The organism is Tianweitania populi (assembly GCF_014652875.1).
In the GTDB taxonomy this organism is placed as follows: Bacteria; Pseudomonadota; Alphaproteobacteria; order Rhizobiales; family Rhizobiaceae; genus Tianweitania; species Tianweitania populi.
The window spans coordinates 815,966-841,287 of the sequence record NZ_BMZQ01000001.1 but is presented as its reverse complement, the minus strand read 5'-3'; the positions used below and the strand labels follow the sequence as shown (position 1 = coordinate 841,287).

The window sequence follows — 25,322 nt, the reverse complement described above, 5'->3', positions numbered from 1 at the left end:
ATGCCACTCATCTACAAGATATAGTGTTTAGGAAGCGTAACTTTGAGATGCTGGCAGTCCCGTGCGGCACATGAACCGCCCATCCGCCACGCTCTGCGCGGTTGTTGCACTGCTCCCGATGATCCAGCGGTTTCATACCTGGAGGCCGACAACGAACAAGGCCGGCCGCACTCTCAACAGGAGCGCATGAGCCATTAAGCACCCCCTGCCCGGGCACGGTCAACGATTCGTTTCCGGCAAATAGTCGGCACAAGATATTGATCGGAAGAGTGTGGATAACGGGGACGCTTGTTCTGTCCGGGCTTGGCGCAATTTCCACCTGACATCTGTCCACAGAAAAGCTGCATCCGTGACTTCAGTCGCGGGTCGCTTGGAAGCTCGTCTTGCACTAACAAGCAACCATGGAGAGCAACGTTTCACAGCAACACAATCAGAACATGCGCCTCCCGTTTGAAACGACATGCCGGCCATTGATGGCTTACGGACTGGCCATACTGATTGGACTGTTGTTCTTTGCGGCTTTGTTTCCGCTGTCGTTCCTGCTTGGGCAAGGCGCGTACTTCGAACAGGCCGATGCGGCACAGCATGTCAGCGGCTGGCTACTATTTGCAGCCGACAGATGGCGCTTGCCACTTCTTCTGACACAGCGGGTCGATTCGCCTACGGGTGTACCGATCTTTCTGACGGACAGCATTCCGCTGGTGGCACTCCTGCTCAAGCCCTTTTACGGGCTGCTGCCGGATGGCTTCCACTATTTTGGCATCTGGCATCTCATCATCCGGATAGGTCAGGCAGTGGGTGGCGTGTATCTGATCCGTGGATTGGGATGCCGGAGCCTGTTCGCAGCGCTGGCAGCGGCTCTTTTCTTCCTGTGCTGGCCAGCCAATCTGTTTCGGCTCGGGCATACAGCATTGGCCACTCACGCCTTGCTGCTGGTGGCACTTGCCTTCTATGTCCGCGCGCGTCTCTACGGCTGGAGAACATCCCGAACCCACCTCGCCTTCGCAGTTCTGGACGCAACAGCTTTACTGACCCATCCCTATCTCGGCATCGTCGTTCTTGCGGTTCACGTCGCCTTCGCGATCGATCGTGCATGGCTAGAACGCAAACCGCTCGAGGGCCTCGGATATCTCGCCGCAACTTCCGGCGGGCTTGCCCTTCTTCTTTGGCCGCTCGGCTATTTTGCGAATACAATCCGCTCGAGCGGCGGCTTCGCACATTACTCGATGAACCTGCTCTCGCCGCTCTGTGGCAGCGACTTTGCGCCGTGCACTCTGATGGATGCGACTGGCGGGCAATATGAGGGGATGAACGCTCTAGGCTTGGGGACATTTGTCCTTCTGCCTTTTGCGCTCTTTGTTTCCCGGCGTAGGCTCTTGCCGATGATCGGTTCCGCTCCCGGCTTGATGCTCGTGATGCTCGGCTTGACCGCGTATGCGCTATCCAACATCATCTGGTTTGGACCTGCGATCGTCGGCCACTACAAAGTCCCCCACCTCCTTATACCTTTGATCGACATCTTTCGGGTCTCAGGCCGATTCTTTTGGCTGGTGGGATACGGCATCCTTGCCTTCGGCTTAGCGGCACTTCTTCTGGAAAAGCGGACCTGGGCTAAGTTGCTCATACTTGCCGCGCTCATCGTACAGTGGGCGGACACGACGTCGTTTCGAAACGCCATTCGTGAACAAACGAGTGCGCCGGCTCTTTACGATTTCGAAGATTGGAAGACCGCGTTTCCAGATCTTCGGCACATCGACATATATCCCGCCTATCGCTGTGACACGTCCATACCGGACGCACCCTATGCCTTCCTGCAGTTGCTAGCAGCACGGGTGGGGGCCACCATCAACACATCCTATGTGGCGCGGCCATCAAGCAGATGCGGTGCAGGAGATCGTGGTGGTACAGGCAGATTGCCTGCGGACAATCTCTTCGTTGCCTTGAACGGGGAAACAACTCATCGGCCTGCTCTTATCAGCAAAGCCATTGCGGACGGTCTCTGCCGCAACGTCGCCGTGCGCGATCAAACCCTGCTGATGTGCAGCAACGATCCCCGTGTGAACTGGGCTGCACTTGGCCCTGCTGTGCAGCCAGTTCTCCCTTGAACGATCAGGCTGCTTTCCGCTCGCCCGTTGGCGAAAAGGTACGGATCATCGCGGCAAGTTCGGGTTCGCGAACTTTGTCGGCGGCTTCCGATAGCGACATCCAGCGACGCTGCCGCTGGCCGCGCTCGCGCCAGGTCTTTGCGACGGATTGCACTTCGAGCGGGTAGACCTGAACCTCGTAGGAGACGGCGTCGGAGCGCTTCTCGTAGTTGTAGGAGCCGAGCGTCTGCGGTGAGATTGTGCCTGCGATACCGGCTTCCTCGCCTGCTTCGCGCGCAGCGGCATCGAACAGGGCTTCGCCGCCTTCGGGCCAGCCTTTCGGCAGGATCCAGCGGCCGGAACCGCGGCTGGTAATCAGCATGACTTCGATGCCATCGCCGGAACGACGCCAAGGCAAGGCAGCAACCTGGAGCCGGTGCGACCGGAACCCGACAAGGCGCTGCAAGTGCATCATTAAATATCGCCCCGCCTTGCTTGCCCGCATCGCTTAGATCCCCATTTGATCGCGCGCCCAGCGTCGACCTTTGTCTTGGATATGCCCGGCGAATCTGGCCTTTCAACAACCACGCTGCATAAACGTGGGCGACAACCAGGATGGGGTCGCCCTGCTTGCGCGTGGCTGGCGCGGATAAAGAAGGGAAGCCGAATGCCGACGATCGTGCTTTATGGCCTGGCGGCTGCAGCGGAAATCGCGGGCTGCTTCGCCTTTTTTGCGTGGTGGCGGCTCGGCCAATCCGCGCTTTGGCTCATTCCCGGACTGGGGTTGCTGATCGCCTTTGCGCTGTTGCTTGCGCTGGTAGACAGCCCGGCAGCAGGGCGAACCTATGCCGCCTATGGCGGCATCTACATTGCGGCGTCACTAGTATGGCTGTGGCTGGCGGAAGGCTTTCGGCCCGATCGTTTCGATCTGGCGGGTGCTGCGATCTGCCTGATGGGAGCGGCCATCATCATCGCCGCTCCACGCTGAATCACCTTTAGCCGAACTGGCCTTCGGCGATCGGCTTCTGGAAGGTGAAGCCCATATCCCACGGGAAGAAGATCCAGGTATCCTGCGAGACTTCCGTCACGAAGGTATCCACCAGCGGCCGACCCATCGGCTTGGCATACATGGCGGCGAAATGTGCCTTGGGCAGCATGGCGCGGACAACTGCGGCGGTCTTGCCGGTGTCGGTGAGATCATCGACGATCAGGACGTCGGCGCCTTCGTTCTCGCGCAGCGCCGGCGAAATTTCCTTCAGGACCTGCATTTCGCCCTGGTCCTTATAGTCATGGTAGGACGCAACGCAGACGGTTTCGAGAACGCGGATGCCGAGTTCGCGCGCGATCACCGCCGCAGGCACAAGGCCGCCGCGAGTGATGCAGACGATCGCCTTCCACTGGTCCTTGTGGGCCGACAAACGCCAGGCGAGCGCGCGCGCATCGCGATGAAACTGATCCCAGGTAACGGGAAAGGCTTTTTCCGGAAGGGACATTGTGCGCGAACTCCAGGCAAGTTGGGTGCGCGGGGTTAGCCGCAAAAGCGGCCGTGAAGCAAGAGCTAGGCTGTTTTTGCCGCCAGCTGATCCACCATATCCGCAACTTCGGCGCGCACCGTTTCCAGCACGTCGGCATCCCGCGCGCGCACCACGAGCTCGGTGTAGAAGGCGCCATTCTCATGGCTTTTCGGATAAGAGCCGATGATCGTGTCGGGATGCGCCTTCTGGATCGCGCCCAGCGGACCGCCGATCGTGCCCTCGCCTAGCGGACAATGCACGGTGGCCGAAAGCATCTTGATGCCGGTCTTCAGTGTGGGAATGACATTGTCGAGCATGGCCTGGAAGATCGACGGCACGCCGGCCATGACATGCACATTTTCCACCGTGAAGCCGGGCGCTAGCGAAATCGGATTGTCGATATGGCTTGCGCCGATCGGCATGCGCGCCATACGCTTGCGGGCTTCGGTGAAGTCGAGACTGCGCGCGGCGTAGTGCTGTTCCAGGAGTTGGTAGGCTCTCGGATCGTAGTCGCAGGGCACGCCTAACGCTTTGGCGATCGAGTCGGCCGTAATGTCGTCATGCGTCGGGCCGATGCCGCCTGTGGTGAACAGGTAGGTGTAGCGGGCCCGCAGCGCGTTCACCGCCGCCACGATCTCGTCTTCCTCATCGGGAACGACGCGCACTTCCTTGAGGTCGATGCCGACGGCGTTCAGCATATCGGCGAGGTGGCCGATGTTCTTGTCCTTGGTGCGCCCGGACAAAATTTCATCGCCGATCACGATCATGGCGGCGGTCACGAGGTCGGTCATGCGGGCGCTCTCCTGGCTGGTGGCAGAGGTGTAAGCGCGCGAAAGCTGCGCCGCAATATGCTTGTTCCGGTGAACGATGTGTCGGCAGGTAGCGTCCTTTCATCGAACGGTGAGACACGTATCTTATTGTCTTTGACGATGCCGGAGCGACCGGCGCGAAACGCGAAGGAGCCGATGTTGGCAAAGGTACTTGTTCTCTATTATTCGAGCTGGGGCCACATGGAGCAGATGGCCAAGGCTGCTGCCGAAGGCGCGCGTCAGGCCGGTGCCGAAGTGACGATCAAGCGCGTTGCAGAACTCGTACCGGCGGAAGTCGCTCAGGCCGCCCATTACAAACTCGACCAGGAAGCCGAGATCGCCGATCCGCTTGAGCTGGAAAACTATGACGCTATCATCGTCGGCGCTTCGACGCGCTATGGCGCGATGGCCGCTCAGCTGAAGAACTTCTTCGACCAGACCGGCCCGCTTTGGGCGCGCGGCGCACTGTTGAACAAGGTCGGCTCGGTGATGGTCTCGACCGCGACCCAGCACGGCGGCGGCGAGATCGCGCTGATCACCACGCAAATCCATTTGCAGCATCACGGCATGGTCATCGTGCCGCTGTCTTACGCCTATCAGGGCCAGATGGGGAACGACGTGGTGCGCGGCGGCTCGCCCTACGGCATGACCACGACCTCGGATGGCGACGGTTCTCGCATGCCCTCGGCGCAGGAACTCGAGGGCGCGACCTTCCAGGGCAAGCGCGTAGCTGAGATCGCGGCCAAGCTGCACGGCTGAACGGTTCGCACCTGATGCTGGATGCGGGCGGCCGGTGCCGCTCGTTTTCATTTGCGGCCTTGTCGCTGAGGGGCGGCTGTTTACATGAGGGCCTTACCCACCCGCCGAGGATCCGCCCGATGTCTGCGCTGACGATTGTTCTGATCTGCGTCGGCGCATTCGTGGGTGCCGCTTTAGGGCTGATCGGCTGGGGATGGGTTTCCACGCGGCGCATCGCGGCTGAAGCCGAACGGATGGTGCCGCCGCTCGGCAAGTTCATCGAGATCAATGGCAGCCGCATCCATTACTACGAGGTCGGCGAAGGGCGCCCGCTCCTGATGATCCACGGTCTGGGCGGGCATTATCATCAGTTCCGTCAGCCGCTGATGGATGCGATCGGTCCGGGTTACCGCATGATTGCGCTCGATCGCGAGGGATCCGGACATTCGACGCGGGCGCCGGGGCAGACGGGTCGCTTGCCGGAACAGGCGGCGTTGATCAAGGCGTTCATCGACAAGCTTGAGCTAGACAGGCCAATGCTGGTTGGGCACTCGCTGGGCGGTGCGGTGGCGCTGCAAACGGCAGTTGATTATCCGCAAAGTATTGCCGGGCTGGCACTCCTTTCGCCGCTGACGCAGATGATGGATGCGCTGAAGCCGGAGTTTCGGAGGCTCTACCTGCCGTCGCCGCTGTTTCGCCGCTTTCTGTCGCATACGTTCGCCGTGCCGTTGACGGTCCGCAATGCCGACAAGGTCATGCGTTTCGTGTTCGGGCCGAACACGCCGCCGGACGATTTCGCCACCGAAGGCGGCGGCATGCTGAGCCTGCGGCCGGGGCACTTCTATGCGACTTCCAGCGATCTCGTTGCCATTCCGCTCGATCTGGCGCAGCTGCAAGCGCGCTATGGATCACTGAAGATGCCGGTGGGCGTTCTTTATGGGACGGGTGATCAAGTGCTGGACTATCGCGTGCATGGCGAACGGATGCTGAGCCAGGTCCCGAACCTCGACCTCGAACTGCTCGATCAGGTCGGACACATGCCCCAATACGCAGACACGAACCGCGTCGCCGCCTTCATCCGGCGCATCGCGGAACGGGCTTTTGCAGTTGATCGCAAGACGGCGGTAGGCTAGCCAGACGATGATGTGGGCGTGGCGGAATTGGTAGACGCAAGGGACTTAAAATCCCTCGATCTTTGATCGTACGGGTTCGATTCCCGTCGCCCACACCAGCTACAAGGACTAAGTTCTGGCCACCAAAGACACTGCGGATCAGTCGCGCTCCCAGGGCGGGATGAAGCGGCGATCCTGGTAGTTGGCGATGCAGTCCGAATGCAGCGGGCTCAGCCACTCCCGCGATTTCATGTATCCGATCGCTTCAACCGGAATGCCGCCACCGAGTGGTTCGACGACGATCTTGGTACGAAAGCTGCCGGACTTGGCGACATCTTCCAACTCATCGAGCTTGTCGAGCGTTTCCACCTCGTAAAGCTCGCCGGTGATGCGCAGGCCTTCGCCCGGTTTGTCCAGCATCATCGGGCCGTAGAAGTCGGCAGCGATGAACATCGGATAGGGTTGGGTTGTTTGGACGGGCCCGAGATACCTCGCATCCGCAAGGCCGAGTTCGAAAAAGGGAAAGCCCCGCTTGAGGGTCCCGTACACAAAGACTTTTATCATGGCGGCGGTAAAGCGAGTGCGAGCGAAGACGTTCCGCACAAGCGCACTCACGTCTTCGTAACAGCCGCATCCTGCTGACAGACCATGAAGAAAGGCGGGAAGGTTGCCCTGCCCCTTCAGAGCGCCCCGACGCCGTGTCTTGCAGTCAGCGAATATCATGATAAACGAAGTCAAGATTTCGCTACGCCACCGCAATGCGTTAGCGAAATGCATATGGGGGTGTGACAAAGATGACGATTTCAACCGCAAAGCCCAGCGCGGAGGCGATCCGTGCAGCCCGGCTGGAGAAACCTAAGAGCATGGAGCGCGAGCTTGCGGGCGAGCTTGGGATTTCGGAAGGCGAGTTCGTGGCAGCGTTCTGCGGCGCCAGTGTTGTGCGGATCGAGCCGCGTCTGGCTGACTTGCTGCCGGCTCTGGGAACGCTCGGCGAAGTGATGGCGCTGACGCGGAATGCCAGTGCCGTGCACGAGAAGGTTGGCATCTACAGGAACGTCACCGTGGGTGCCCACAACGCGCTCGTTCTTGGCGGCGACATCGATCTGCGCATCTTCCCCAAACATTGGGTTCACGCCTTCGCGGTGGAAAAAACCGACGGCGACACGGTCAAGCGCAGTCTGCAGTTCTTCGATGCGTCCGGCGAGGCCGTGCACAAGGTGCATCTGCGCCCCGCCTCCGATGTGGCAGCCTATGAAGCCCTGATCGCGCGCTTCCGCTCTGATGATCAATCAACGAGGATTGCCGTGAAAACGCTCGCGGACGAACAGCCTTCAAACGAGGCCGGCGACGCAGACGCGCTTCGCTCCAAGTGGGAGAAGCTGACGGATACGCACCAGTTCTTCGGCATGCTGCGCAGTTTGAAGCTGACGCGTCATCAGGCCGTTCACATGATCGGCGCCGATCTTGCCTGGCAGGTCGAAGTCGATGGCGCGACGACCATGATGGAGGGCGCTGCCCAGGCTCAGGTGCCGATCATGTGCTTCATCGGCAGCCGCGGCTGCATCCAGATCCATTCTGGCCCGGTGCAGACCATCAAGGCCATGGGACCGTGGATCAACGTGCTGGACGAAGGCTTCCATATGCATCTGCGCAGCGACCACATCACGGAGGTTTGGGTCGTGCGCAAGCCAACATCCGACGGGTTTGTCACCTCGCTTGAGGCCTACGATTCCAACGGCAAGCTGATCATCCAGTATTTCGGCAAGCGTCACGAAGGCGAAGGCGAGTTGCCTGCCTGGCGTAACCTGGTGGAAAGCCTGCCGCGCTTGGCGCAATCGCAGGCAGCGTGAGGTCGTGATGCGTTCGTTTTCTCTAACCGCGCTTGCCCTGCTTGCCTTTGTCAGCACGCCGCCGGCTACTCATGCCACCGAAGTCGAAACGGTGCCGAACGCCCAGCGCGTCGTGGCCGTTGGCGGGTCGATCACCGAAATCGTGTATGAGCTTGGCGAGCAAAAGCGGCTGGTCGCGCGCGATTCGACCAGCCTATACCCGCAAGAGGCGCTGACGCTGCCGGATATTGGCTATATGCGCCAACTGCCGACCGAAGGGGTGATGTCGGTTGATCCCGATGCAATCCTGCTTCTCAACGGCAGCGGCCCGCCGGAAGCGATCGAGGTCTTGAAGAAGGCGTCGGTCCCTCTGGTCGGCATTCCCGATCGTTTCAGCCGCGAAGGCATTGTCGATAAGGTGAAGGCTGTTGGCCATGCGCTGGGCGTCGATGCGAAAGCCGAGGCGCTGGCTGCCAAGCTCGACGCCGAGATCGCGTCTGCCGAAAAGACGGCAGCTGAAGCGAAGGAGAAGAAGCGCGTGCTCTTCATCCTCTCGGCGCCCGGCGGCAAGATCATGGCCTCCGGCCAAGGTACGGCTGCCGATGGCATCATCGCCATGGCGGGCGCCGAAAACGTCATGAGCGCCTTCAAGGGCTACAAGCAGGTCACCGACGAAGCGATCATCACGGCAGCACCGGATGTGATTCTGATGATGGATCGCGGCGACCATGGCGCGTCCGACGAGCAGCTGTTCAGCCATCCGGCACTGGCCGAAACGCCAGCTGGCAAGACGAAGAAGGTGATCCGCATGGAAGGAACCTATCTGATCGGCTTCGGCCCGCGCACGGCCGGTGCGGTTCGCGATCTGGCGGCGGCGCTGGCCAAGCCGTGACTGCGATGACCGCCGACATGGGCGCAACGCGCCGATCAGTGCCAGCCGGCGATCGCTCGGCGCGCGCGCGGCTGGTGATCCTCCTGCTCCTGGCCGTGCTGGCGGGCGTTGCGATCTTCAGCCTGGGCTGGGGCAGCTCGGATGCTTCTGCTGCGGCCGTCGTCTGGCATTGGATCAGCGGTGATGGCGCGGTGTCGGCGCGCGACCGGCTGATCATCGAGGATATCCGCCTGCCGCGCATGCTGCTCGGCATCCTGGTTGGCGCGTCACTGGCCGTTTCCGGCGCGGTGATGCAGGGACTGTTCCGCAACCCGTTGGCCGATCCCGGCCTGATCGGCGTGTCCACTGGCGCCAGCCTTGGCGCGGTGATCGTGATCGTGCTCGGTGGCGGGATGATTGCGCCGGTGCTCTCCTGGCTCGGCATCTATGCCCTGCCCGTCGCCGCCTTCTTTGGCAGCCTTGCATCGACCATCGTGCTTTACCGCGTGGCGACACGTCAGGGCCAGACATCGGTGGCAACCATGCTGCTGGCGGGCATTGCAATCGCCGCCTTGGCCGGCGCGTTCATGGGCCTGCTGATCTTCTGGGCCGATGATCGACAACTGCGCGACCTGACCTTCTGGGGACTGGGTTCGCTGGCTGGTGCGACCTGGACCAAGATCGCGGCAACGACACCGATCATCGTACTCGCGCTTGCAGCAACGCCATTTCTAGCACGCAGCCTTGATGCGATGGCGCTGGGCGAAGCGGCGGCGAACCATCTTGGCGTCCCTGTGCAACGCTTCAAGAACATCGCGATCGTTGCAGTAGCGGCAGCCGTTGGCTCGTCCGTGGCGGTCAGCGGCGGCATCGGCTTTATCGGCATCGTGGTGCCGCATCTGCTGCGCCTGTCGATCGGCCCTTCACACCGCTACCTGCTGCCGGCTTCGGCGCTGCTGGGAGCCGCACTCCTTCTTTTGGCGGATGCGGTGAGCCGCACGATCGTGGCGCCGGCGGAACTGCCGATCGGCATCGTGACGGCAGCGTTCGGCGCACCCTTCTTCCTGTGGATCCTGTTGCGCAGCCGCGGAGTGCTCGACCTATGAGCGCGCCCATGATCGAAGCGCGCAATGTGGGCGTGTCGCTTGGTGGGCGCGCGATCATCCGCGATGCGTCCCTGCAAGCGCCGGCGGGCAAGGTGACGGCGATCGTAGGGCCGAACGGCTCGGGCAAGACGACCTTCTTGCGCGCGATCTGCGGCGATGTCGCGTTTTCCGGCACGGTCACGATCAACGGCCACGATCTTGGCGTGATGAAGCCGTGGCAGGCCGCATCCATGCGCGCGGTGCTGCCGCAATCCACGACGCTGTCATTTCCTTACACGGTGCGCGAGATCGTGCGGCTTGGGCTGCTCAATGGTCGATCCGGCGTGCGCGCGAATGAGGTCGAGCATCTGCCAGAGATGGCTCTGGAGCGCGTCGATCTGGAGGGTTTTGCAGGGCGCTTCTATCAGGAGCTTTCCGGTGGCGAACAGCAGAGGGTGCAGCTGGCGCGCGTCCTGTGCCAGGTCTGGACGCCGGTGCTGGACGGCATGCCGCGCTATCTGCTGCTCGATGAGCCCGTGTCGAGCCTCGACATCCGCCACCAGCTGGTGATCATGAAGATCGCCAGAGATTTTGCGGCTGATGGCGGCGGCGTGATCGCCATCTTGCATGACCTCAATCTGACGGCGATGTTCGCCGATCAGGTCACGGTGATGCGGCAGGGACAGGTGGCAGCTTCAGGCGCGCCGAGTGCGGTGCTGCAGGACGAGCTAATCGAGGACGTGTTCGGCTGTGCGCTGCGGGTCGGTGCCGTGCCACCGGCTGGAATGCCGTTTGTGCTGCCGCAGTCGGCGCTGCACGCCTGAGGATCAGCCGGCCATCCGCCGCAGAATATAGGTGTCCATGATCCAGCCGTGCGCCGCGCGGGCCTGTTCGCGGCGCGCGACGATCTCGTCGGCAACGTCGGAGAGCAGTCCCTCGATCAGCAACTCGTCAGCCGTGCCGAGATAGGCGCCCCAGTAGATCCGGAAGTCGGCCACATCCAGATGGCGGAAGGAGCATTCGCCATCGAGCATCACGACGGCGGTGTCGGCGCCGACCGGGAAACCATCGCGCAGACGGCGGCCAGTGGTGATGACAACGGGGTCACCGATTCTGTTCAAGGGAATGCGGTGGCTGGCGCAGAGCTGCTGAATGCTCGTGATGCCGGGCACGACTTCAATGGCGAGGTCGAAGGGCGCAGCACGCTCCAGCCGCTCGATGATCCGCAATGTGCTGTCGTAGAGCGAAGGATCGCCCCAGACGAGGAAGGCCGCAGCGCCATCTTCCGCCGTATGCGTTGCCAGCAGATCAGCATAGGTTTCGGCGATGGCGTGATGCCAGTCGTCAACCCCCTGCCGGTACTCGCCGGACTGGTCGCGCACCGGCAGGTCGAACTCGACAATTCGAGTTCTTGCATCCGTGATGAAGCGCGCGCAGATCTGGCGCCGGACCTCGGCGAGATCATCCTTGGCCTCGCCCTTGCGCGGGATCAGCACGACATCGGCGCGGTTTAGCGCGTTGATCGCCTGCACGGTCATGTGCTCGGGATTGCCGGTGCCAATGCCGATCACAAGAAGCTTGCGCATGATCTAGCCGTCCGACACGCCGGCTTCGGCGAAGGTCGCCATGCCGTTGTGGCAGGCAATCGCGCCGCGCAGGATGTTGACCGCGAGACATGCGCCGGACGCTTCGCCGAGCCTCATGCCGAGATCGAGCAGCGGCTTCATCTGCAACGCGTCGAGCAGGCGGCGGTGACCGGCTTCGGCGGAGACATGGGCAGCCCAGGTATGCGCGAGCCCGTTCGGGTCGAGCTTGGCGAGCGGCAAGGCTGCGGCGGTGGACACGAAGCCGTCGAGCAGCACGGGGACTTGGGCGTGCCGCGCAGCGAGGATCGCGCCGAACATGGCGGCCAGTTCGCGGCCGCCGACGCGGCGCAGCGCTTCTAGCGGATCGCTAAGCGCGTTGCCGTGGCAAGTCTTCGCATCGTCGACGGCGGATGCCTTGCGCTGAAGGCCCTCATCATCAACGCCTGTGCCGCGCCCGACCCAATCCGCGCCCTCGCCGCCCAGCAACGCGCAGGACAAAGCGGCGGCGACGGTGGTGTTGCCGATGCCCATTTCGCCGAGTACGACCAGGTCTGGCCGATCCTTTACCGCCTCGTAGCCGATATTCACCGCATCGAGGAACGCCTGCTCATCCATGGCGGGCGCGATGGTGAAGTCGACGGTAGGCTGGTCGATGTCGAGCGGGATGACCGTGAGGTTCGCGCCGGCCTGTCGCGCAAGCTGGTTGATGGCAGCACCCCCGTGTTCAAAGTTGGCGACCATCTGCGCCGTGACTTCCGCCGGAAAGGCAGACACGCCGCGATTGGTGACGCCGTGCGAGCCGGCAAACACGAAGACCTCGACGCGATCGAGCTTCGGCTTTTCGCGACCTTGCCAGCTGGCTAGCCAGACCGCTAGCTCCTCCAGCTTTCCGAGGCTGCCAGGTGGCTTGGTGAGAATGCCCTGACGATCGCGCGCTTGTTCAGCCGAGGTGTCATCTGGCGCCGGCAGATCGCGGCAGGCGGTGCGGAGCTGGTCGATAGAGGTGAAGTGGGTCATCGGGGCATCTTTAGTTGAGCGCGGCGACGGCAACAATCAGCACGGTGACCTCGCCGGCCTGCTGGATCGCACCAAGCACATCGCCGGTCTGGCCGCCGATCTGCTTCAGCGCCAATGTGTGCAGGGTGATGATGACCACGGCGAGGAGGACGGCGGCAAGGATGGCGTGGCCGAACCCGAGCGGCGCCAGCGCGACGACGCCGATTAGCAGCGCCAGTGTAGCGCTTTCCTTCGGCACCAGGCCGACGCCAGCGGACACGCCGTTGGCGCGCGCGTTCGGCAGCGTGTGCATGGTGTAAGGCAGCAAGGCTCGTGACGAACAATGCGCGGCGATCAGCACGCCGAGCATGATCCAGAAGCCATAGGGTACGAGTGCGGCCATCAGGCTCGCGCGCAGCAGCAGCGAAAGCACGAGCGCGGCAACGCCGTAGGTGCCGATGCGGCTGTCCTTCATGATCCCGAGCTTGCGCTCGCGCGTGGAGCCGCCGCCGAACCCGTCCGCGACGTCCGACAGGCCGTCCTCATGCAGCGCGCCGGTAATCAGGAGCAGCACGACGAGCGCCAGCCCGGCTGAAGCGAGCGGCGGCAGGTCGAAGGCGTGGCCGACCGTCAGGGTAAGTGTCGCGGCAAGAGCGGGAACAAGCCCGGCGAGCGGCGCGGCCCACAGGGCGCGGCCAAAACCATCGGGCGCCAGACGGTAGGCCGGCATCGGCAGGCGCGTGAAGAAGCCGAGGCAGGCGTAGATTTCGCCCAGCCAGTCACGATCCCTGCCCGACCCCATCTTCATGCGCGCGCAATCGCGTGGAAATAGGTGCCGGACACGTGGCCGCGCCGTGCGCCGGAAAGTCCGAGCGCGTTGCCGATGCCGTCGGCGAGCTGTGCCAGCGGCTCGTCATGGCCGGGATCGATCACGCGGGAATAGTGGAATTCATGACCGCGCACGGCGTCGCCGGCGCGCCCGACTGGGCAGTCGGCTTGCAGCACCGCCTGCCGGTAGCCGAGATTGAGCTTACGCTTGGCGTAACTGGTCGCGTGGCCAAGCAGGCCGGCCATGTGGTGCGTGACGCCGTCGGCATCCTCCAACGCCTGCCCCAACACCATGAAGCCACCGCATTCGCCATGCACGGCGCGCGTTTCGGCAAAGCGGCGCAGGCCAGCCTTGAAGTGTTCCGATGCCGCGAGCCGACCGGCATGGAGCTCGGGATAGCCGCCGGGAAGCCAGCAGGTGTCGCAGCTTTCGTCCGGCGCTTGATCGGCCAGGGGCGAGAACGGCACGATCTCCGCGCCCGCCTCGCGCCACAAACGCGACACATGCGGATAAACGAAGGTGAAGGCCGCATCCGAGGCAAGTGCGATGCGCTGGCCGGGCGGCGGCAAGGCGCGGGTGATCGCGCCGGCGCCGGCGCTGACCGGCTGGGCCAGCCGGATCACCGCCTCAAGGTCGAGGCTCTTCTCCATCGTGTCGGCGAGACGTTCGATAAAGGCCTCCAGCGCCTCGTGCTCGCTGGCTTGAACGAGGCCGAGATGGCGTTCCGGCAGGGCCATGTCCGGGTTGCGATAGACTGCGCCCACGACCAGAATGCCGCGCGCTTCGATGGCCGCGCGGGCCTGATCCTCGTGCCGGGCGCTTGCGACCTGATTGAGGACGACACCACCGATCCGCACCTGAGGATCGAAGGTCGCGAAGCCATGGGCGACCGCCGCGGACGTGACGGACTGGCCAGAGATGTCGAGGACCAGCAGCGTCGGCAGGCTGTAACGCCGCGCGAGTTCGGCGGCAGCGCCGGAGCGTCCGGGTTCGGAGCGAATGCCGTCAAACAGGCCCATCGCGCTTTCAACAACCAGAAAATCAGAGGCTTGCGCCTGGTCGCTGATAAGATGGTCGAGCAGATCGGGCATCATGGCCCAGCTATCGAGATTGACGCCGGGCTGGCCTGTGGCGGCGTGGTGGAAGCCGGGATCGATATAGTCAGGGCCGGACTTGCCGCCGCGAACCGTATGGCCGCGTCGTGCCAGCGCCCGCATCAGGCCGATGGTGACGCTGGTTTTTCCCGAGCCGGAGCGCGGCGCGCCGATGATCAAACCGCGCGCGCTCATGGCAGGATCACCTCGCGCATGAGCGAGCCCAGCGCATGGCGATGGCGCACGATCTCGCCCACCACAATCAACGCCGGCGGCACGATGCCGGCGGCGCGCACATCGGCATCCACTTGGGCGAGTTCGGAGACCAGCAGACGTTCCTTGACAGTGGTCGCCCCCTGAATGACGGCAACCGGCGTGGTATCCGCAAGCCCGCCGTCGCGCAGGCCCGCAACGATGATCGGCAGATTGCTCATGCCCATGTAAACCACGATGGGCTGACCGGTGCGGGTAAGCGAGGCCCAGTCGAGATGATCCTGATCGTCAATGCCGTGACCTGTGGCGAGGATGATCGCCTTGTTCACGCCGCGCAGCGTGGCCGGCATTCCAGCGGCAGCGAGCGCGGCGAAGGCGGATGTGACGCCCGGCAAGAAGCGGAAAGGAACGCCCACCGCGCTGAGCGCCGAGGCTTCCTCGCCGCCGCGCCCGAACACGTTGGGATCGCCACCCTTGAGCCGGAGCACGCGCTTGTTCTCCCGCGCCAACCTCACGATCAACTCATTGATGAAGCTTTGGCTAGCGGAAGGCTGGCCGGCGCGTTTGCCGACATAATGCCTTTCGGCTTGCGGCGCGGCTTTGAGAACGGCGGCATCCACCAGCGCGTCATAAACGATGGCATCGGCTTGGCCGATGGCGGCCACGACTTCCAGCGTCAGGCCGGCCAGATGGCCGGGGCCGGCGCCTGCCAGCCAGACATGGCCGGGCTCGAAGGACGGCACCTGCACATCAAGCCGCGCGAGGGTTTCGACTAGGCTCATAGGCTGTCGCGCCCCCGGAAGCGGCGCTGATAGGCGGGATCGTAGAGCGAGCTTTCGCGAAAATCTTCTGCGCCCAAGCCGGGGCCGACGAAGATCAGCGCCGTGCGGTCGATTGGATCGGCGGCGACCTGGGCTTCGATCGTGCTGAGGGTGCCGCGCAGGATGCGCTCTTCCGGCCAAGTCGCGCGCACCACGATGGCAACGGGGCAATCTGCGCCATAGAGCGGCGTGAGGTCGGCGACGACGCGGTCGAGCGCGTGGATGGCGAGGTGGATCGCAAGCGTTGCGCCGGTCGCGCCGAAAGCAGCGAGGTTTTCACTGGCGGGCATGGCCGAGGCGCGGCCGGATACGCGGGTCAGCACAAGGCTTTGCGCGACCTCCGGGATGGTCAGCTCGCGCTTAAGGGCAGCAGCAGCAGCGGCGAAGGATGGGACGCCGGGGGTCAGCGTGTAGTCGATGCCGAGCTTTGTGAGGCGGCGGATCTGTTCGGCGACCGCGCTCCAGACGGAGAGATCGCCGGAATGAAGGCGGGCGACATCATGGCCGTCGGCGTGAGTGCTGGCATATTCTGCCTCGATCTCGTCGAGCGACATGGGTGCGGTGTCGACGATGCGGGCGTCAGTGGGGCAGTATTCGAGAAGCGCTTTCGGCACGATCGAACCGGCGTAGAGGCAGACCGGGCAGCGCGCAATAAGATCGCGGCCACGCACCGTGATGAGGTCCGGCGCGCCAGGTCCGGCGCCGATGAAATGCACAGTCATCAATCCACTCCGCGGACAGCGAGCGCGCAGGTCACGCCGTCTTGTACCAAGCGTGGCCCAAGCAGGCGCGCATCGGCGCCGCAGCTTGCCAAGGCAGCGGCTTCGCTGGCCGAGCCGAGGCCGGTTGCGGCCAGCGAGGCATCGCTACGGGTCAGACCCCCGGCGTCCGCTGCTTTCAGTTGAGCATCACTCGGCACGGCCAAGGGAATGCCGAGGATTTCGGCCGCTTCGATCAGGCCGGGTTCGTCGCTTTTGCCCGGCACAGTCGACAGCAAAGCGAGGCCATCACGCGTTAGGCCATGCGCTTCCAAGGCCGTATCGAGCACGGCGAGCACGACCATGGCGCGAGTATCTTTCGTGCAGCCGAGGCCAGCGACCATCATGGCTTCACCCATGACCATTGCACGACCGGCATGGCCGGGCGCCAGCCGCTCATGGAGCCGATCGCGGATGCCCGTGTCACGGCGAATTGCGTGAGTTCGCCGCCGTGCTGGGCGTGCAGCGCGAGCAACACCGCTTCCATTTCAAGCGTGACACTGTTGGCGACGAGGCGGCCGCCGGGCTTGAGCGCGGCGATTACGGCGTCCATCGTGCCAGCGTCCGAACCGCCGCCGCCGACAAAGATCGCGTCAGGCTGCGGCAGGTCTGCGAGCGCATCCGGGGCGCGACCCTCCACCAGCGTCAAGCCCGGCACGCCGAAGTGAGCAGCGTTGCGGCGGATGCGGGCGGCGCGTTCGGGCTCATGTTCCACGGCAATGGCGCGCAAGGAGGGGTGCGCCAACATCCACTCGATGGCGATCGAACCGGATCCGGCGCCGACATCCCATAGGAGTTCGCCGCGGCGCGGCGCGAGCGCCGACAGCGTTGCAGCGCGGATGGCGCGTTTGGTGATCTGGCCGTCATGCTCGAACAGGTCGTCGGCTAAGCCGAAGCCGAGCGGCAGGATGCGGGCGTCATTTTTCGCGACGACTTCGATGGCGAGGACGTTGAGCGGGTTGAAGGCGGGCAAGGACTCGCCTGCGGTCCAGGAGGTCACACGCTCCTGCGGACCACCGAGCGCTTCAAGAACATGCAAGCGTGAGGTGCCAAATCCGCTGTCCTTTAACAGCGCGGCGATGGTCGCTGGCCCGCTTCCGTCCGACGTCAAAGCAAGAATCCGACGGCCGGGATGCAGTAAGGGGCGAACGAGATTGACGGGCCGCCCATGCAGCGAAAGTGTTTCGATATCCTGCAAGGCCCAGCCCAGCCGGGATGCGGCGAGACTGAATGCGGAGGGTGCGGGCATCACCTCGATCTCTTCGGCATCGATCACCCGCGCGATCGTGGCGCCCACGCCGAACTGGAACGGATCACCGGAGGCTAGAACACAGACCTTGCTTCCTTGCAGGGCAACGAGGTCTTGCATGGATGGGTCGAAGGGCTCCGGCCAGGCGCGTGCTTGGCCCTGGATCAGCTCGGCGGCGAGCGCGAGATGACGACGGCCGCCCATGACGATGGCGGCGCCCTGCACTAGTTGCCGTGCGCGCGGCGACAAGCCATCGATGCCATCTTCACCGATGCCGACGACCGAAAGCCATTTGGCATCTGTTGCGGTGAGCCCAAGCGGATTATGCAGCGGCATGGGCAAACCACACCTTTTGATCCTTGGCGGCACCGGCGATGCGCGGCAACTGGCGGAGCGCCTGAGCGCGCGCGACGACCTGCGCATAACGCTGTCGCTGGCGGGCCGCACGAAGATGCCGCTGCCACAGGCGGTTAGGACGCGCGTGGGTGGCTTCGGCGGCGTGGACGGGTTGGCCGAGTATGTTCGCGCTGATCACGTCGACCTGCTGGTGGACGCAACGCATCCCTTCGCCGCGCGAATAAGCGCCAACGTCTTCGTAGTCGCGCAAGCGACTGACACGCCGTTGATCGTGCTTGATCGGCCGGCTTGGGAGAAGGCCGAGAGCTACCAGTGGATCGAGGTGGATGACGTTGCCGCGGCAGCTATGGCCTTGGGCGACGAGCCTCGCACGGTGTTTCTGACCATCGGTCGCCAGGAACTTGCGCCCTTCGCTGACCATCCGCAGCATCGTTATGTGGTGCGCAGTGTTGATCCGGCCGCTGTCACCTTGCCGAACTCGACCGTCATTCTCGACCGCGGACCGTTCGATGCCGAAGCCGAGGAAGCGTTGATGCGCAAGCATGGGGTTGAGATCGTCGTCAGCAAGAACAGCGGCGGGAATGCGACTTACGGCAAGATCCTCGCTGCGCGCCGCCTCCATCTGCCGGTCATCATGGTCAAACGCCCTCGCCCATCCGGCGCGCAGACCGTCGGAAGCATCGCGGCCGTCGAGGACTGGATCGACGCTCATGTCGCGGCCTTTACCGAGCGCGGCGCATAAACCAGCGGCTCGCGGCCGGGCCGCTCGATCAGGCGGGTTTCGGGCGAGCCGATGAGGATGCAGGTCGCCATGTCGGCCATGCCGGGATCGGCTTCGCTGAGCGGAACGATGCGGATGCGCTCGTCGGGGCGACCGGCGGCGCGACCGAACACGACCGGCACGTTTTCAGGCAGAACGGTGCGCAGGATCTCGAAGGCACGGCCGAGTTGCAGCGGGCGCGCCTTGGAGATCGGGTTGTAAAGCGCGATCACGAAGCCGGCGGATGCGGCGGCAAGAAGCCGGCTTTCAATGAGGTCCCAGGGCTTGAGATTGTCGGACAGCGACATCGTGCAGAAGTCGTGGCCAAGCGGCGCGCCAACGCGGGCGGCGACGGCGAGCATGGCGGTGACGCCCGGCACAACGGAGAAGTCGAGGTCTCGCCATTCCGCCGGTCCATGTTCGATAGCCTCGCACATGGCGGCCGCCATGGCGAAAACGCCGGCATCGCCGCCGGACACGACGGCCACATGCCGCCCCGACACGGCGAGTTCGAGCGCGGCCCTCGCGCGGTCGAGTTCCTCGCGGTTGTCGGAGGCGTGCAGGGTCTGGTCGGGTCGCACCTGGAGGCGGTCGAGATAGGGCTTGTAGCCGAAGAAATCGCTGGCGGCTTCGATCGCTGCGCGCGCTTGCGGCGTCATCTGATCAGGATTGCCGGGACCGGTGCCGATGACTGTGAGATGCCCACTCATGCAAGACCCTCGGCCATCTGCAAGGCGGCAGCCAAATTCTCGCCGGGCTTGGCAGCCCAACCCGGCACCAGCACGATGGAGAAATAGGGCGCGACGTCGTCGGCTTTGTCGGCGAGCGGCGTGATCGCCATGTTGGCCATGGTGCCGCGCTCGACATAGATCGCGCGCTCGAGCTTGCCGGCAGCGGCTAGCGCGCGGCGGATCTTCGGCAGGTTGCGGCCGACCTTCATAATGACGGCGGCATCCGTGTCCATCAGGCGGCGCGCAAGGACGTCCTCGGACAAGGTGCCGGGCAGAATGCTCAGGATGTCGTCGCCCTGCACGATCGGAACGCCGGTCGCGGACCAGCAGCCCGACATGGCGGTTACGCCCGGCACGACTTCGGTTGGGAAGCGATGGGCTAGCCGGACATGCAGGTGCATGTAGGAGCCGTAGAACAGCGGATCGCCTTCCGACAGCACGACAACCGTGTGGCCGGCACGAAGATGATCCTCAACTTGTCTAGCAATATCTTCGTAGAAGTTATTGATGGGGTTGATGTAATCCGTGTGATCCTTGTGGATCTCGGTGGTCACGGGATAGATCATCGGCAGTTCGATAACCCCCGGGCGGATATGCGTGTCGACGATGGTGCGAGCGTTGCCCTTGGCTCCACGCTTGGCGAAATACGCCACCACATCGGCCTCGGCGAGATAGCGCGCGGCCTTCAGCGTCAGGAGTTCGGGATTTCCCGGGCCAGTGCCGAGGCCGATCAGTTTGCCGAGGGTTGCGCTCATAGGCCGGGCCTCGCAAGGGCGTTCACGGCAGCGGCGGTCATGGCGCTGCCACCCATGCGGCCGCGCACCACGGCGAAGGGTATGCCAAGCTTGCTTTCGGCCAGTGCGTCCTTCGATTCCATGGCGCCGACGAAACCGACTGGCATACCGATGATGGCTGCGGGTCGCGGGGCGCCGGCGGCAATCATGTCGAGGAGGTAGAACAGGGCTGTCGGCGCGTTGCCGATGGCGACGACGGCGCCTTCCAGTTGCGGGCGCCAGAGTTCGAGCGCGGCGGCGGAGCGGGTGTTGCCGATTTCCTTGGCAAGTTCCGGCGTACGCGGATCGCGCAGCGTGCAGATCACGGGATTGGTGGCAGGCAGGCGGGCGCGGGTGACGCCTTGGGCGACCATTTCGGCGTCGCAGAGGATGGGCGCGCCGGCTTGGAGGGCAGCACGGGCGTCCGCGACGAAGCTTGGCGAGAACTCGAAAAACTGGGCGGCCTCAACGACGCCGCAGGCATGGATCATGCGGACGGCAACGTCGGCTTCGGCTTCGGAGAAGCGGGAGAGATCGGCTTCGGCGCGGATGATGGCGAAGCTTTTCTCGTAAATCGCATCGCCTGATTTGATGTAGTCCGTGGTCATGAAGCCCGCTGCATGGGTGTTTGCGTCATCAGCCTGTCGCTGAAATCGGGCGGGAGCACTATCCCGTTCGCGACGATCTTGCGAGAGCCGGGCATGCCGATCACAGAAATGAACGTGCCTGATGGCTTCGAACACTCCTTTTCGCAGCCCGAAAGATGCAGAAGAAATGGCAGATCCTGCCCAATCGCCGATTTGGCAGCGAGTTCGGCCGCTAAGGCGTGAGTATTCAGATGCGCGGAGGCGCAAGCCGGGGCTCCGGCACACGCGACGATTCGCAAACGGGGATCGTCAGGCTTGGTGATGACGTCGAACGCCGTGGATCGATAGAGCGCTGCTTCCGCCGCAGGGTGGTCCGGGCACAGCATGATCAGCATGCGTTCGGGTGACAGGCGAAGTTCGCCGATGCCGAGGGTCTGCAGATCGGCGCAGAGGGCGATCAGGGTCTCGGCGGTGACGGTGCCGAATGGCAAAGCGATCACCGCTGCGGAGCGGCCATCGGTCAGCGGCAGAATATCACTAGGATGGAAACGGTCCGGTTCCGCCTCTCGAGGCTGGGCTGGTGGCTGCACTGTCTCGAAGGTCGGCAAGAGATCGCGGCCGCGCGTCTTGCGGCCACCTTCGGCGATCGTGCGGAGCAGAGCGATGGCGGATTGAACCGCCAAGTCGGCATCATAGACGCCGACGAAGCGCGCCGTCTGAGCATCGCCGGCAATGGCGACCTGCCAGGTGTCGGCATTGAGCGCGGTCAAGCGGATATCGGCTTTGACGCCGTGGAGCATGGAAGGGCCGCCGCCATCAACGACAACGGAGACTTTGGGTCCGAACTGGGCGGCAAAGCTGGTCGCCTGGCTCTTGATGGCCTCGGCAAGCGGTCGAGGGTCGGCACGCTCTTCTGCGCAAAGGCCGGCGAGCGGTGCGATGTCGAGCGGAAGGCCAGTGCGGATGGCGAGGCCGAGCGCTTCGACGGCGGCGTTCATGTCGGCGACGGTTTCGTCGCGCAGGCCGCGGATTTGCAGGCTGCCGCGCAGGGTGACTTCGAGCAGGCCGTTGCCGCAGCGCTTTGCGGCTTCCGCAACGCCTGCGAGAGCGACTGGCGAGATCGCGCCGTTTATCGGGTTGATGCGCGCGAGCAGACCGTCACCGGTCGGCATCGGCTTGGACAAGGACGGACATTCTCCGCGCTGGCGGTGTGGGATGATGGTGGTCGTCATGCTGCCACCTCCCCAATTTCGGCTTCGGCGATCAGGGCGGCGAGATCGTCATCGGTGGAGTTGCGTAGGGGGTGCCACAGGCCGCGGCGGCGGGCCGAGGCAAAGCGTTCGGCGATGAAGCGGGCGGCGGCGGGGTTTTCGCGTAAGAGGAAGGCGCGCACGGTTTCGTCTTCGAGGTAGGCCGTGTGCAGGTCGCCGATCAGCGCGCCGGGCACGGCGTCGGTGGTTTCGGCAAAGCCGACCAAGCGGTCGACGGTTTCGGCGAATTCGGATGCGCCGCGCGGACCGTGGCGCAGCTGGCCGGCGATAAAACGCGGATTGAGGGCGCGGGCGCGGACCGTGCGGTTGATGGTCTGGGCGAGCGAACGGGCTTTCGGCGTCTCGGCCTTGGTGGTGTCGAGCACGATGAGATCGGCCTTGCCGCCGAGCACCTTGACCGCTGCCGCGAAACCGCCGATGAAGGCGACATCAGCCGAACCTTCCAGGATGTCGCGGCCGGGATCGTCGGCATTGTGGACGAGGAGATCGGCTTCCACCAGACGGTCGGCGAAGCTCCCGTCGTGACGGCCCTCGCCGTCATGGCCGCCAAAGGCGTGCGAGGCGCCGTCAAGGTAAGCGCGGCCGAGCTCGGCGCGGTCGTCCCAATCGCCGGATGCGAGCTTATCTTCCACGCCGGATCCGTAGGTGCCGGGCGCGGAGCCAAAGATGCGGGCGGTTGCCTGGCCGGAGCGCTTGGCGGTGGCGAGCGGATTGTCTCCTTCCGCTTCATCTCGCGCGGCAACGGCGGCGACGGCGGCATCGATCAGGGCGATTTGGGTCGCAAACATATCTCGGAACAGGCCGGAAATGCGCCAGGTGACATCCACGCGCGGCCGGCCGAGCTGAGCCGGCGGCAGAACCTCGATGCCAGTGACGCGGCCGGTAGCGGGATCCCATTGCGGCCGGCAGCCCATCAGCGCCAGACCCTGGGCGATCTCTTCTCCGCCGGTGCGCAGGGATGCGCTACCCCACAGGTCGATAACGAGCGCGCGGGGCCAGTCGCCGTGCTCCTGCATATAAGAGCGCAGGACTTCGGCTGACGCCTTTTCGCCGAGCGCGAAGGCGGTGGGCGTCGGCAGAGTGCGCGGGTCGGAGGTGAAGAGGTTGCGGCCGGTGGGCAGGACGTCGGTACGTCCGCGCGCAGGTGCGCCGGCGGGACCGGGGCGGATGTGGCGGCCGTCGAGAGCGGCGAGCAATGCGGTGCGTTCGGCTTCCGCGCATTGGATACGCGTGGGATCGTCACCCTCGGCACGGCCGAAAATGTGCAGGCCGTCCTTGACCGCGAAATCCTTGAGGTCGCAGAGCCAGGCATCGATGCGGACCAGTGCGGCGTCGGGATCGTCGGCGGCATCAACACCCGCCTCGCCCGCCAGCCCGGTTTTCTGCGCGGTTTCTACGATGAGCTTGGCGAGCCGGTCGCGGCGTCGGCGATCGAGGCCGTCGGCCTGGCTGTATTCGTCGACGAGGCGCTCGAGTTCCTGCTGCCCGGGCGACAAGCCTGCGCCTTCCAGAGGCGGCGTGAGATGGCCGATCGTGACGGCCGCGATGCGGCGCTTGGCCTGCGCGGCTTCGCCGGGGTTGGAGACGATGAACGGATAGATCACCGGAAGCGCGCCGGTGACGATTTCGGGGAAGCAGTTCTGCGACAGCGCAGCGGTCTTGCCCGGCAGCCATTCCAGCGTGCCATGTGCGCCGACATGGATGATCGCGTGACTGCCGACGATCTCGCGCATCCAGAAGCCGAAGGCGACGAGCGAGTGGCGCGGTGGAAGAGCGGGATCGTGATAGTCGGCGCGGCGATCGGCGGAGCGGCCGCGATCGGGCGCAAGCGCCACGGTGACATTGCCGAAGCGCAGCGCACGGAAGGCGAACCGGTCCTCGTCGGCGTCCGCTTCGGGTTCGCCCCAGGTGGCGCTCAGCTGAGTTTGAGCGACTTCAGCTAGCTCTTTAAGAAGGCTCTTATATGCCGTAACATCAATATATTCGCGCGAGCTTTGAAGATGCTGCATGAGCTCGCGGGGAAGCTCGGGAATGTCCGCGACCGTGTAGCCGGCGGCACGGAGATCGGCGAGCATGGCGAGCACGCTTGCCGGAACATCAAGGCCAACGGCATAGCCGGTGCGGCCAGCAGCCCCGGGATAATCCGGCAGGAGGATGGTGATCTTGCGCTCAGTCGGCGGGGTTTGCGCCAGGCGCAGGAAGTTGGCGATCCGTCGGGCAACGTGGGCGACGCGGTCGGGTTCCGGGCGGTTGATCTGCGCCGAACCTGGCAGCAGACCGGGCTCCTTGAAGGAGATGGCGCCCGCGAGAATGCGGCCGTCGAGTTCGGGCAGCACGACATGCATGGCGAGATCGGCCGGCGCGAGGCCGCGCTGGCCGCTTTCCCAGGCTTCACGGCGGGTCGTAGCGGTGACGATCTGGAAGACCGGCAGGCCGAACGTGTCGAACAGGGTTTCCGCACCGGGCTCGGCGCCACTGGCGAAAGCGGTGGCAGTCAGGATGGCGGCTGGGCGATGCTGGGCGACGGCTTCGCGCAGGAAGGCCTCGACCTGTGCGTCGCGCAGGCTGGACACGTAGATCGGCACGGGCTTGAGGCGGCGCGCGGTGAGTTCGTCGGCAAGCGCTTCGATCGGCGCGACATCATCGGCGAGCAGCATGGAGCGATAGAACAGGATCAGCACGGGTGAGCCGGCGCCCGCCTCGTCCGGCCGATAGTAGCCGGCGCGCGGAAGCGGTTCGGCTTCTTCCACCGCGCGCTCCTGGCCCGCCAGCATCGCCATACGCTCGACCACGCGGCGCATGTTCTCCGGTCCGCCTTCGCGGAAACAGACGAGCAGCGCCTGCCGCTCTGCGGGCTCCATAGTGGATAGGTGGGCGAGGCGCTCATCCTCGACACGGCATTCGCCGGGCAGAAGCGCCAGCTTCACGCCGTGCCGGCGCGCGGTTTCACTCAGGCGATCACAACCATAGCGCCACCAATCGTAGCCGCCGAGCACGCGCACGACGATGACCTTGGCTTGGCTCGCGATGCGCTCGACCCAGAGATCGACGGACATGGGGTGGCGCAGATCGCGCAGGGCCGCAAGGCGGAGATCCGGCAGGGTTCTGTCCGCCTTAGCCGCACGATCAAGGCTCGCAAGGTCGCTGTCGGAGAAGGACAGCGCAACCATGTCCGCAGGCTGCTGGCCGAGATCGACAGGCTCGATCAGGTCATCCAGCGAAGCTGTCGTGGTTGCGAGGATGTGCATGACGGCA

The 25,322-nt window shown here is 64.3% G+C and carries 26 protein-coding genes and 1 tRNA gene; 10 read left to right on the top strand and 17 right to left on the bottom strand.

The genetic code is table 11. The features are described from left to right. The first annotated feature begins 401 nt into the window (after positions 1-401). Complete coding sequence (locus IE166_RS04260) at positions 402-2,105, top strand: DUF6311 domain-containing protein (RefSeq protein ID WP_189501903.1); 1,704 nt, start codon at positions 402-404, stop codon at positions 2,103-2,105. A 4-nt stretch (positions 2,106-2,109) separates the two neighbouring features. Here the strand turns inward: IE166_RS04260 and IE166_RS04255 are convergent, their stop codons facing one another. Beyond that, positions 2,110-2,559: an NUDIX hydrolase gene (locus IE166_RS04255; protein ID WP_244641319.1), complete on the bottom strand. Its 450-nt coding sequence runs from the start codon at positions 2,557-2,559 to the stop codon at positions 2,110-2,112. A gap of 192 nt (positions 2,560-2,751) precedes the next feature. On the opposite strand from IE166_RS04255, the gene IE166_RS04250 reads away from it, so the two are divergent. After that, positions 2,752-3,072, top strand: a complete 321-nt coding sequence (locus tag IE166_RS04250; RefSeq protein ID WP_189501899.1) for a YnfA family protein — start codon at positions 2,752-2,754, stop codon at positions 3,070-3,072. 7 nt (positions 3,073-3,079) lie between these two features. Here IE166_RS04250 and gpt read toward each other — a convergent pair whose 3' ends face one another. Next, positions 3,080-3,577 (bottom strand): xanthine phosphoribosyltransferase, encoded by a 498-nt coding sequence (gpt, locus tag IE166_RS04245; RefSeq protein WP_189501897.1) that lies wholly within the window; start codon positions 3,575-3,577, stop codon positions 3,080-3,082. 65 nt (positions 3,578-3,642) lie between these two features. Beyond that, positions 3,643-4,389: a competence/damage-inducible protein A gene (locus IE166_RS04240; protein ID WP_189501895.1), complete on the bottom strand. Its 747-nt coding sequence runs from the start codon at positions 4,387-4,389 to the stop codon at positions 3,643-3,645. Between the two features lie 177 nt (positions 4,390-4,566). On the opposite strand from IE166_RS04240, the gene wrbA reads away from it, so the two are divergent. The 3 genes from wrbA to IE166_RS04225 all read left to right on the top strand — a co-directional run bounded on the left by wrbA (position 4,567) and on the right by IE166_RS04225 (position 6,376). Further along, the gene (wrbA, locus tag IE166_RS04235; RefSeq protein ID WP_189501894.1) at positions 4,567-5,166 is read left to right on the top strand and encodes an NAD(P)H:quinone oxidoreductase; all 600 of its coding nucleotides are present in this window, start codon (positions 4,567-4,569) and stop codon (positions 5,164-5,166) included. A 119-nt stretch (positions 5,167-5,285) separates the two neighbouring features. Then, the gene (locus IE166_RS04230; protein WP_189501892.1) at positions 5,286-6,278 is read left to right on the top strand and encodes an alpha/beta fold hydrolase; all 993 of its coding nucleotides are present in this window, start codon (positions 5,286-5,288) and stop codon (positions 6,276-6,278) included. 12 nt (positions 6,279-6,290) lie between these two features. Beyond that, positions 6,291-6,376 (top strand) — tRNA-Leu (locus IE166_RS04225). A 40-nt stretch (positions 6,377-6,416) separates the two neighbouring features. Here IE166_RS04225 and IE166_RS04220 read toward each other — a convergent pair. After that, positions 6,417-6,821, bottom strand: a complete 405-nt coding sequence (locus tag IE166_RS04220; protein ID WP_189501890.1) for a gamma-glutamylcyclotransferase family protein — start codon at positions 6,819-6,821, stop codon at positions 6,417-6,419. A 230-nt stretch (positions 6,822-7,051) separates the two neighbouring features. On the opposite strand from IE166_RS04220, the gene IE166_RS04215 reads away from it, so the two are divergent. The 4 genes from IE166_RS04215 to IE166_RS04200 are packed head-to-tail and all read left to right on the top strand — an operon-like array spanning position 7,052 to position 10,866. Continuing rightward, positions 7,052-8,107, top strand: coding sequence for a hemin-degrading factor (locus tag IE166_RS04215; protein WP_189501888.1), 1,056 nt, complete (start codon positions 7,052-7,054; stop codon positions 8,105-8,107). Between the two features lie 7 nt (positions 8,108-8,114). Beyond that, entirely contained in the window at positions 8,115-8,978 is an 864-nt protein-coding gene (locus IE166_RS04210; RefSeq protein WP_189501886.1) for a heme/hemin ABC transporter substrate-binding protein, read from the top strand. Between the two features lie 5 nt (positions 8,979-8,983). Beyond that, the gene (locus tag IE166_RS04205; RefSeq protein WP_189503235.1) at positions 8,984-10,063 is read left to right on the top strand and encodes a FecCD family ABC transporter permease; all 1,080 of its coding nucleotides are present in this window, start codon (positions 8,984-8,986) and stop codon (positions 10,061-10,063) included. Between the two features lie 8 nt (positions 10,064-10,071). Then, on the top strand, positions 10,072-10,866 hold the full coding sequence (locus IE166_RS04200) for a heme ABC transporter ATP-binding protein (RefSeq protein WP_189503234.1): 795 nt from the start codon (positions 10,072-10,074) through the stop codon (positions 10,864-10,866). 3 nt (positions 10,867-10,869) lie between these two features. Here the strand turns inward: IE166_RS04200 and cobF are convergent, their stop codons facing one another. From cobF to cbiE, 8 genes are read right to left on the bottom strand one after another with little or no spacing between them, the layout of a single operon-like run. After that, positions 10,870-11,628, bottom strand: a complete 759-nt coding sequence (cobF, locus tag IE166_RS04195) for a precorrin-6A synthase (deacetylating) (RefSeq protein WP_189501884.1) — start codon at positions 11,626-11,628, stop codon at positions 10,870-10,872. Positions 11,629-11,631: 3 nt separating this feature from the next. Next, the gene (cobT, locus tag IE166_RS04190; RefSeq protein ID WP_189501882.1) at positions 11,632-12,645 is read right to left on the bottom strand and encodes a nicotinate-nucleotide--dimethylbenzimidazole phosphoribosyltransferase; all 1,014 of its coding nucleotides are present in this window, start codon (positions 12,643-12,645) and stop codon (positions 11,632-11,634) included. Positions 12,646-12,655: 10 nt separating this feature from the next. Then, the gene (cobS, locus tag IE166_RS04185; RefSeq protein WP_244641318.1) at positions 12,656-13,432 is read right to left on the bottom strand and encodes an adenosylcobinamide-GDP ribazoletransferase; all 777 of its coding nucleotides are present in this window, start codon (positions 13,430-13,432) and stop codon (positions 12,656-12,658) included. Next, positions 13,429-14,742 carry a cobyrinate a,c-diamide synthase gene (locus IE166_RS04180; RefSeq protein WP_189501880.1) on the bottom strand — a complete coding sequence of 438 codons (1,314 nt, stop codon included), beginning with the start codon at positions 14,740-14,742 and terminating at the stop codon, positions 13,429-13,431. Before IE166_RS04180 ends, cobS begins: the two co-directional genes overlap by 4 nt. Further along, a complete protein-coding gene (cobA, locus tag IE166_RS04175) occupies positions 14,739-15,542 on the bottom strand; it encodes a uroporphyrinogen-III C-methyltransferase (protein WP_189501878.1) in 804 nt (267 codons plus the stop codon). Before cobA ends, IE166_RS04180 begins: the two co-directional genes overlap by 4 nt. After that, positions 15,539-16,303 carry a precorrin-4 C(11)-methyltransferase gene (gene cobM / locus IE166_RS04170; RefSeq protein WP_189501877.1) on the bottom strand — a complete coding sequence of 255 codons (765 nt, stop codon included), beginning with the start codon at positions 16,301-16,303 and terminating at the stop codon, positions 15,539-15,541. Before cobM ends, cobA begins: the two co-directional genes overlap by 4 nt. Beyond that, a complete protein-coding gene (locus IE166_RS04165; protein ID WP_189501875.1) occupies positions 16,303-16,686 on the bottom strand; it encodes a cobalamin biosynthesis protein in 384 nt (127 codons plus the stop codon). Before IE166_RS04165 ends, cobM begins: the two co-directional genes overlap by 1 nt. After that, the gene (cbiE, locus tag IE166_RS04160; protein WP_189501873.1) at positions 16,683-17,924 is read right to left on the bottom strand and encodes a precorrin-6y C5,15-methyltransferase (decarboxylating) subunit CbiE; all 1,242 of its coding nucleotides are present in this window, start codon (positions 17,922-17,924) and stop codon (positions 16,683-16,685) included. Before cbiE ends, IE166_RS04165 begins: the two co-directional genes overlap by 4 nt. Between cbiE and IE166_RS04155 the strand changes: the two genes are divergently transcribed. After that, the gene (locus IE166_RS04155) at positions 17,923-18,687 is read left to right on the top strand and encodes a cobalt-precorrin-6A reductase (protein WP_189501871.1); all 765 of its coding nucleotides are present in this window, start codon (positions 17,923-17,925) and stop codon (positions 18,685-18,687) included. The two genes, cbiE and IE166_RS04155, sit on opposite strands and share 2 nt — an antisense overlap. Here IE166_RS04155 and IE166_RS04150 read toward each other — a convergent pair. Genes IE166_RS04150 through cobN form a run of 5 tightly spaced genes read right to left on the bottom strand, consistent with a single transcriptional unit; the run spans position 18,654 to position 25,315 of the window. Then, positions 18,654-19,415: a precorrin-3B C(17)-methyltransferase gene (locus tag IE166_RS04150; RefSeq protein WP_189501869.1), complete on the bottom strand. Its 762-nt coding sequence runs from the start codon at positions 19,413-19,415 to the stop codon at positions 18,654-18,656. The two genes, IE166_RS04155 and IE166_RS04150, sit on opposite strands and share 34 nt — an antisense overlap. Then, positions 19,412-20,191, bottom strand: a complete 780-nt coding sequence (locus IE166_RS04145; RefSeq protein WP_189501867.1) for a precorrin-2 C(20)-methyltransferase — start codon at positions 20,189-20,191, stop codon at positions 19,412-19,414. Before IE166_RS04145 ends, IE166_RS04150 begins: the two co-directional genes overlap by 4 nt. Beyond that, positions 20,188-20,817 (bottom strand): precorrin-8X methylmutase, encoded by a 630-nt coding sequence (locus IE166_RS04140; protein WP_189501865.1) that lies wholly within the window; start codon positions 20,815-20,817, stop codon positions 20,188-20,190. The genes IE166_RS04145 and IE166_RS04140 overlap by 4 nt, the downstream gene beginning before the upstream one ends. Next, a complete protein-coding gene (cobG, locus tag IE166_RS04135; protein ID WP_189501864.1) occupies positions 20,814-22,028 on the bottom strand; it encodes a precorrin-3B synthase in 1,215 nt (404 codons plus the stop codon). The genes IE166_RS04140 and cobG overlap by 4 nt, the downstream gene beginning before the upstream one ends. Continuing rightward, positions 22,025-25,315: a cobaltochelatase subunit CobN gene (gene cobN / locus IE166_RS04130; RefSeq protein ID WP_189501862.1), complete on the bottom strand. Its 3,291-nt coding sequence runs from the start codon at positions 25,313-25,315 to the stop codon at positions 22,025-22,027. The genes cobG and cobN overlap by 4 nt, the downstream gene beginning before the upstream one ends. Positions 25,316-25,322 lie beyond the last annotated feature (7 nt).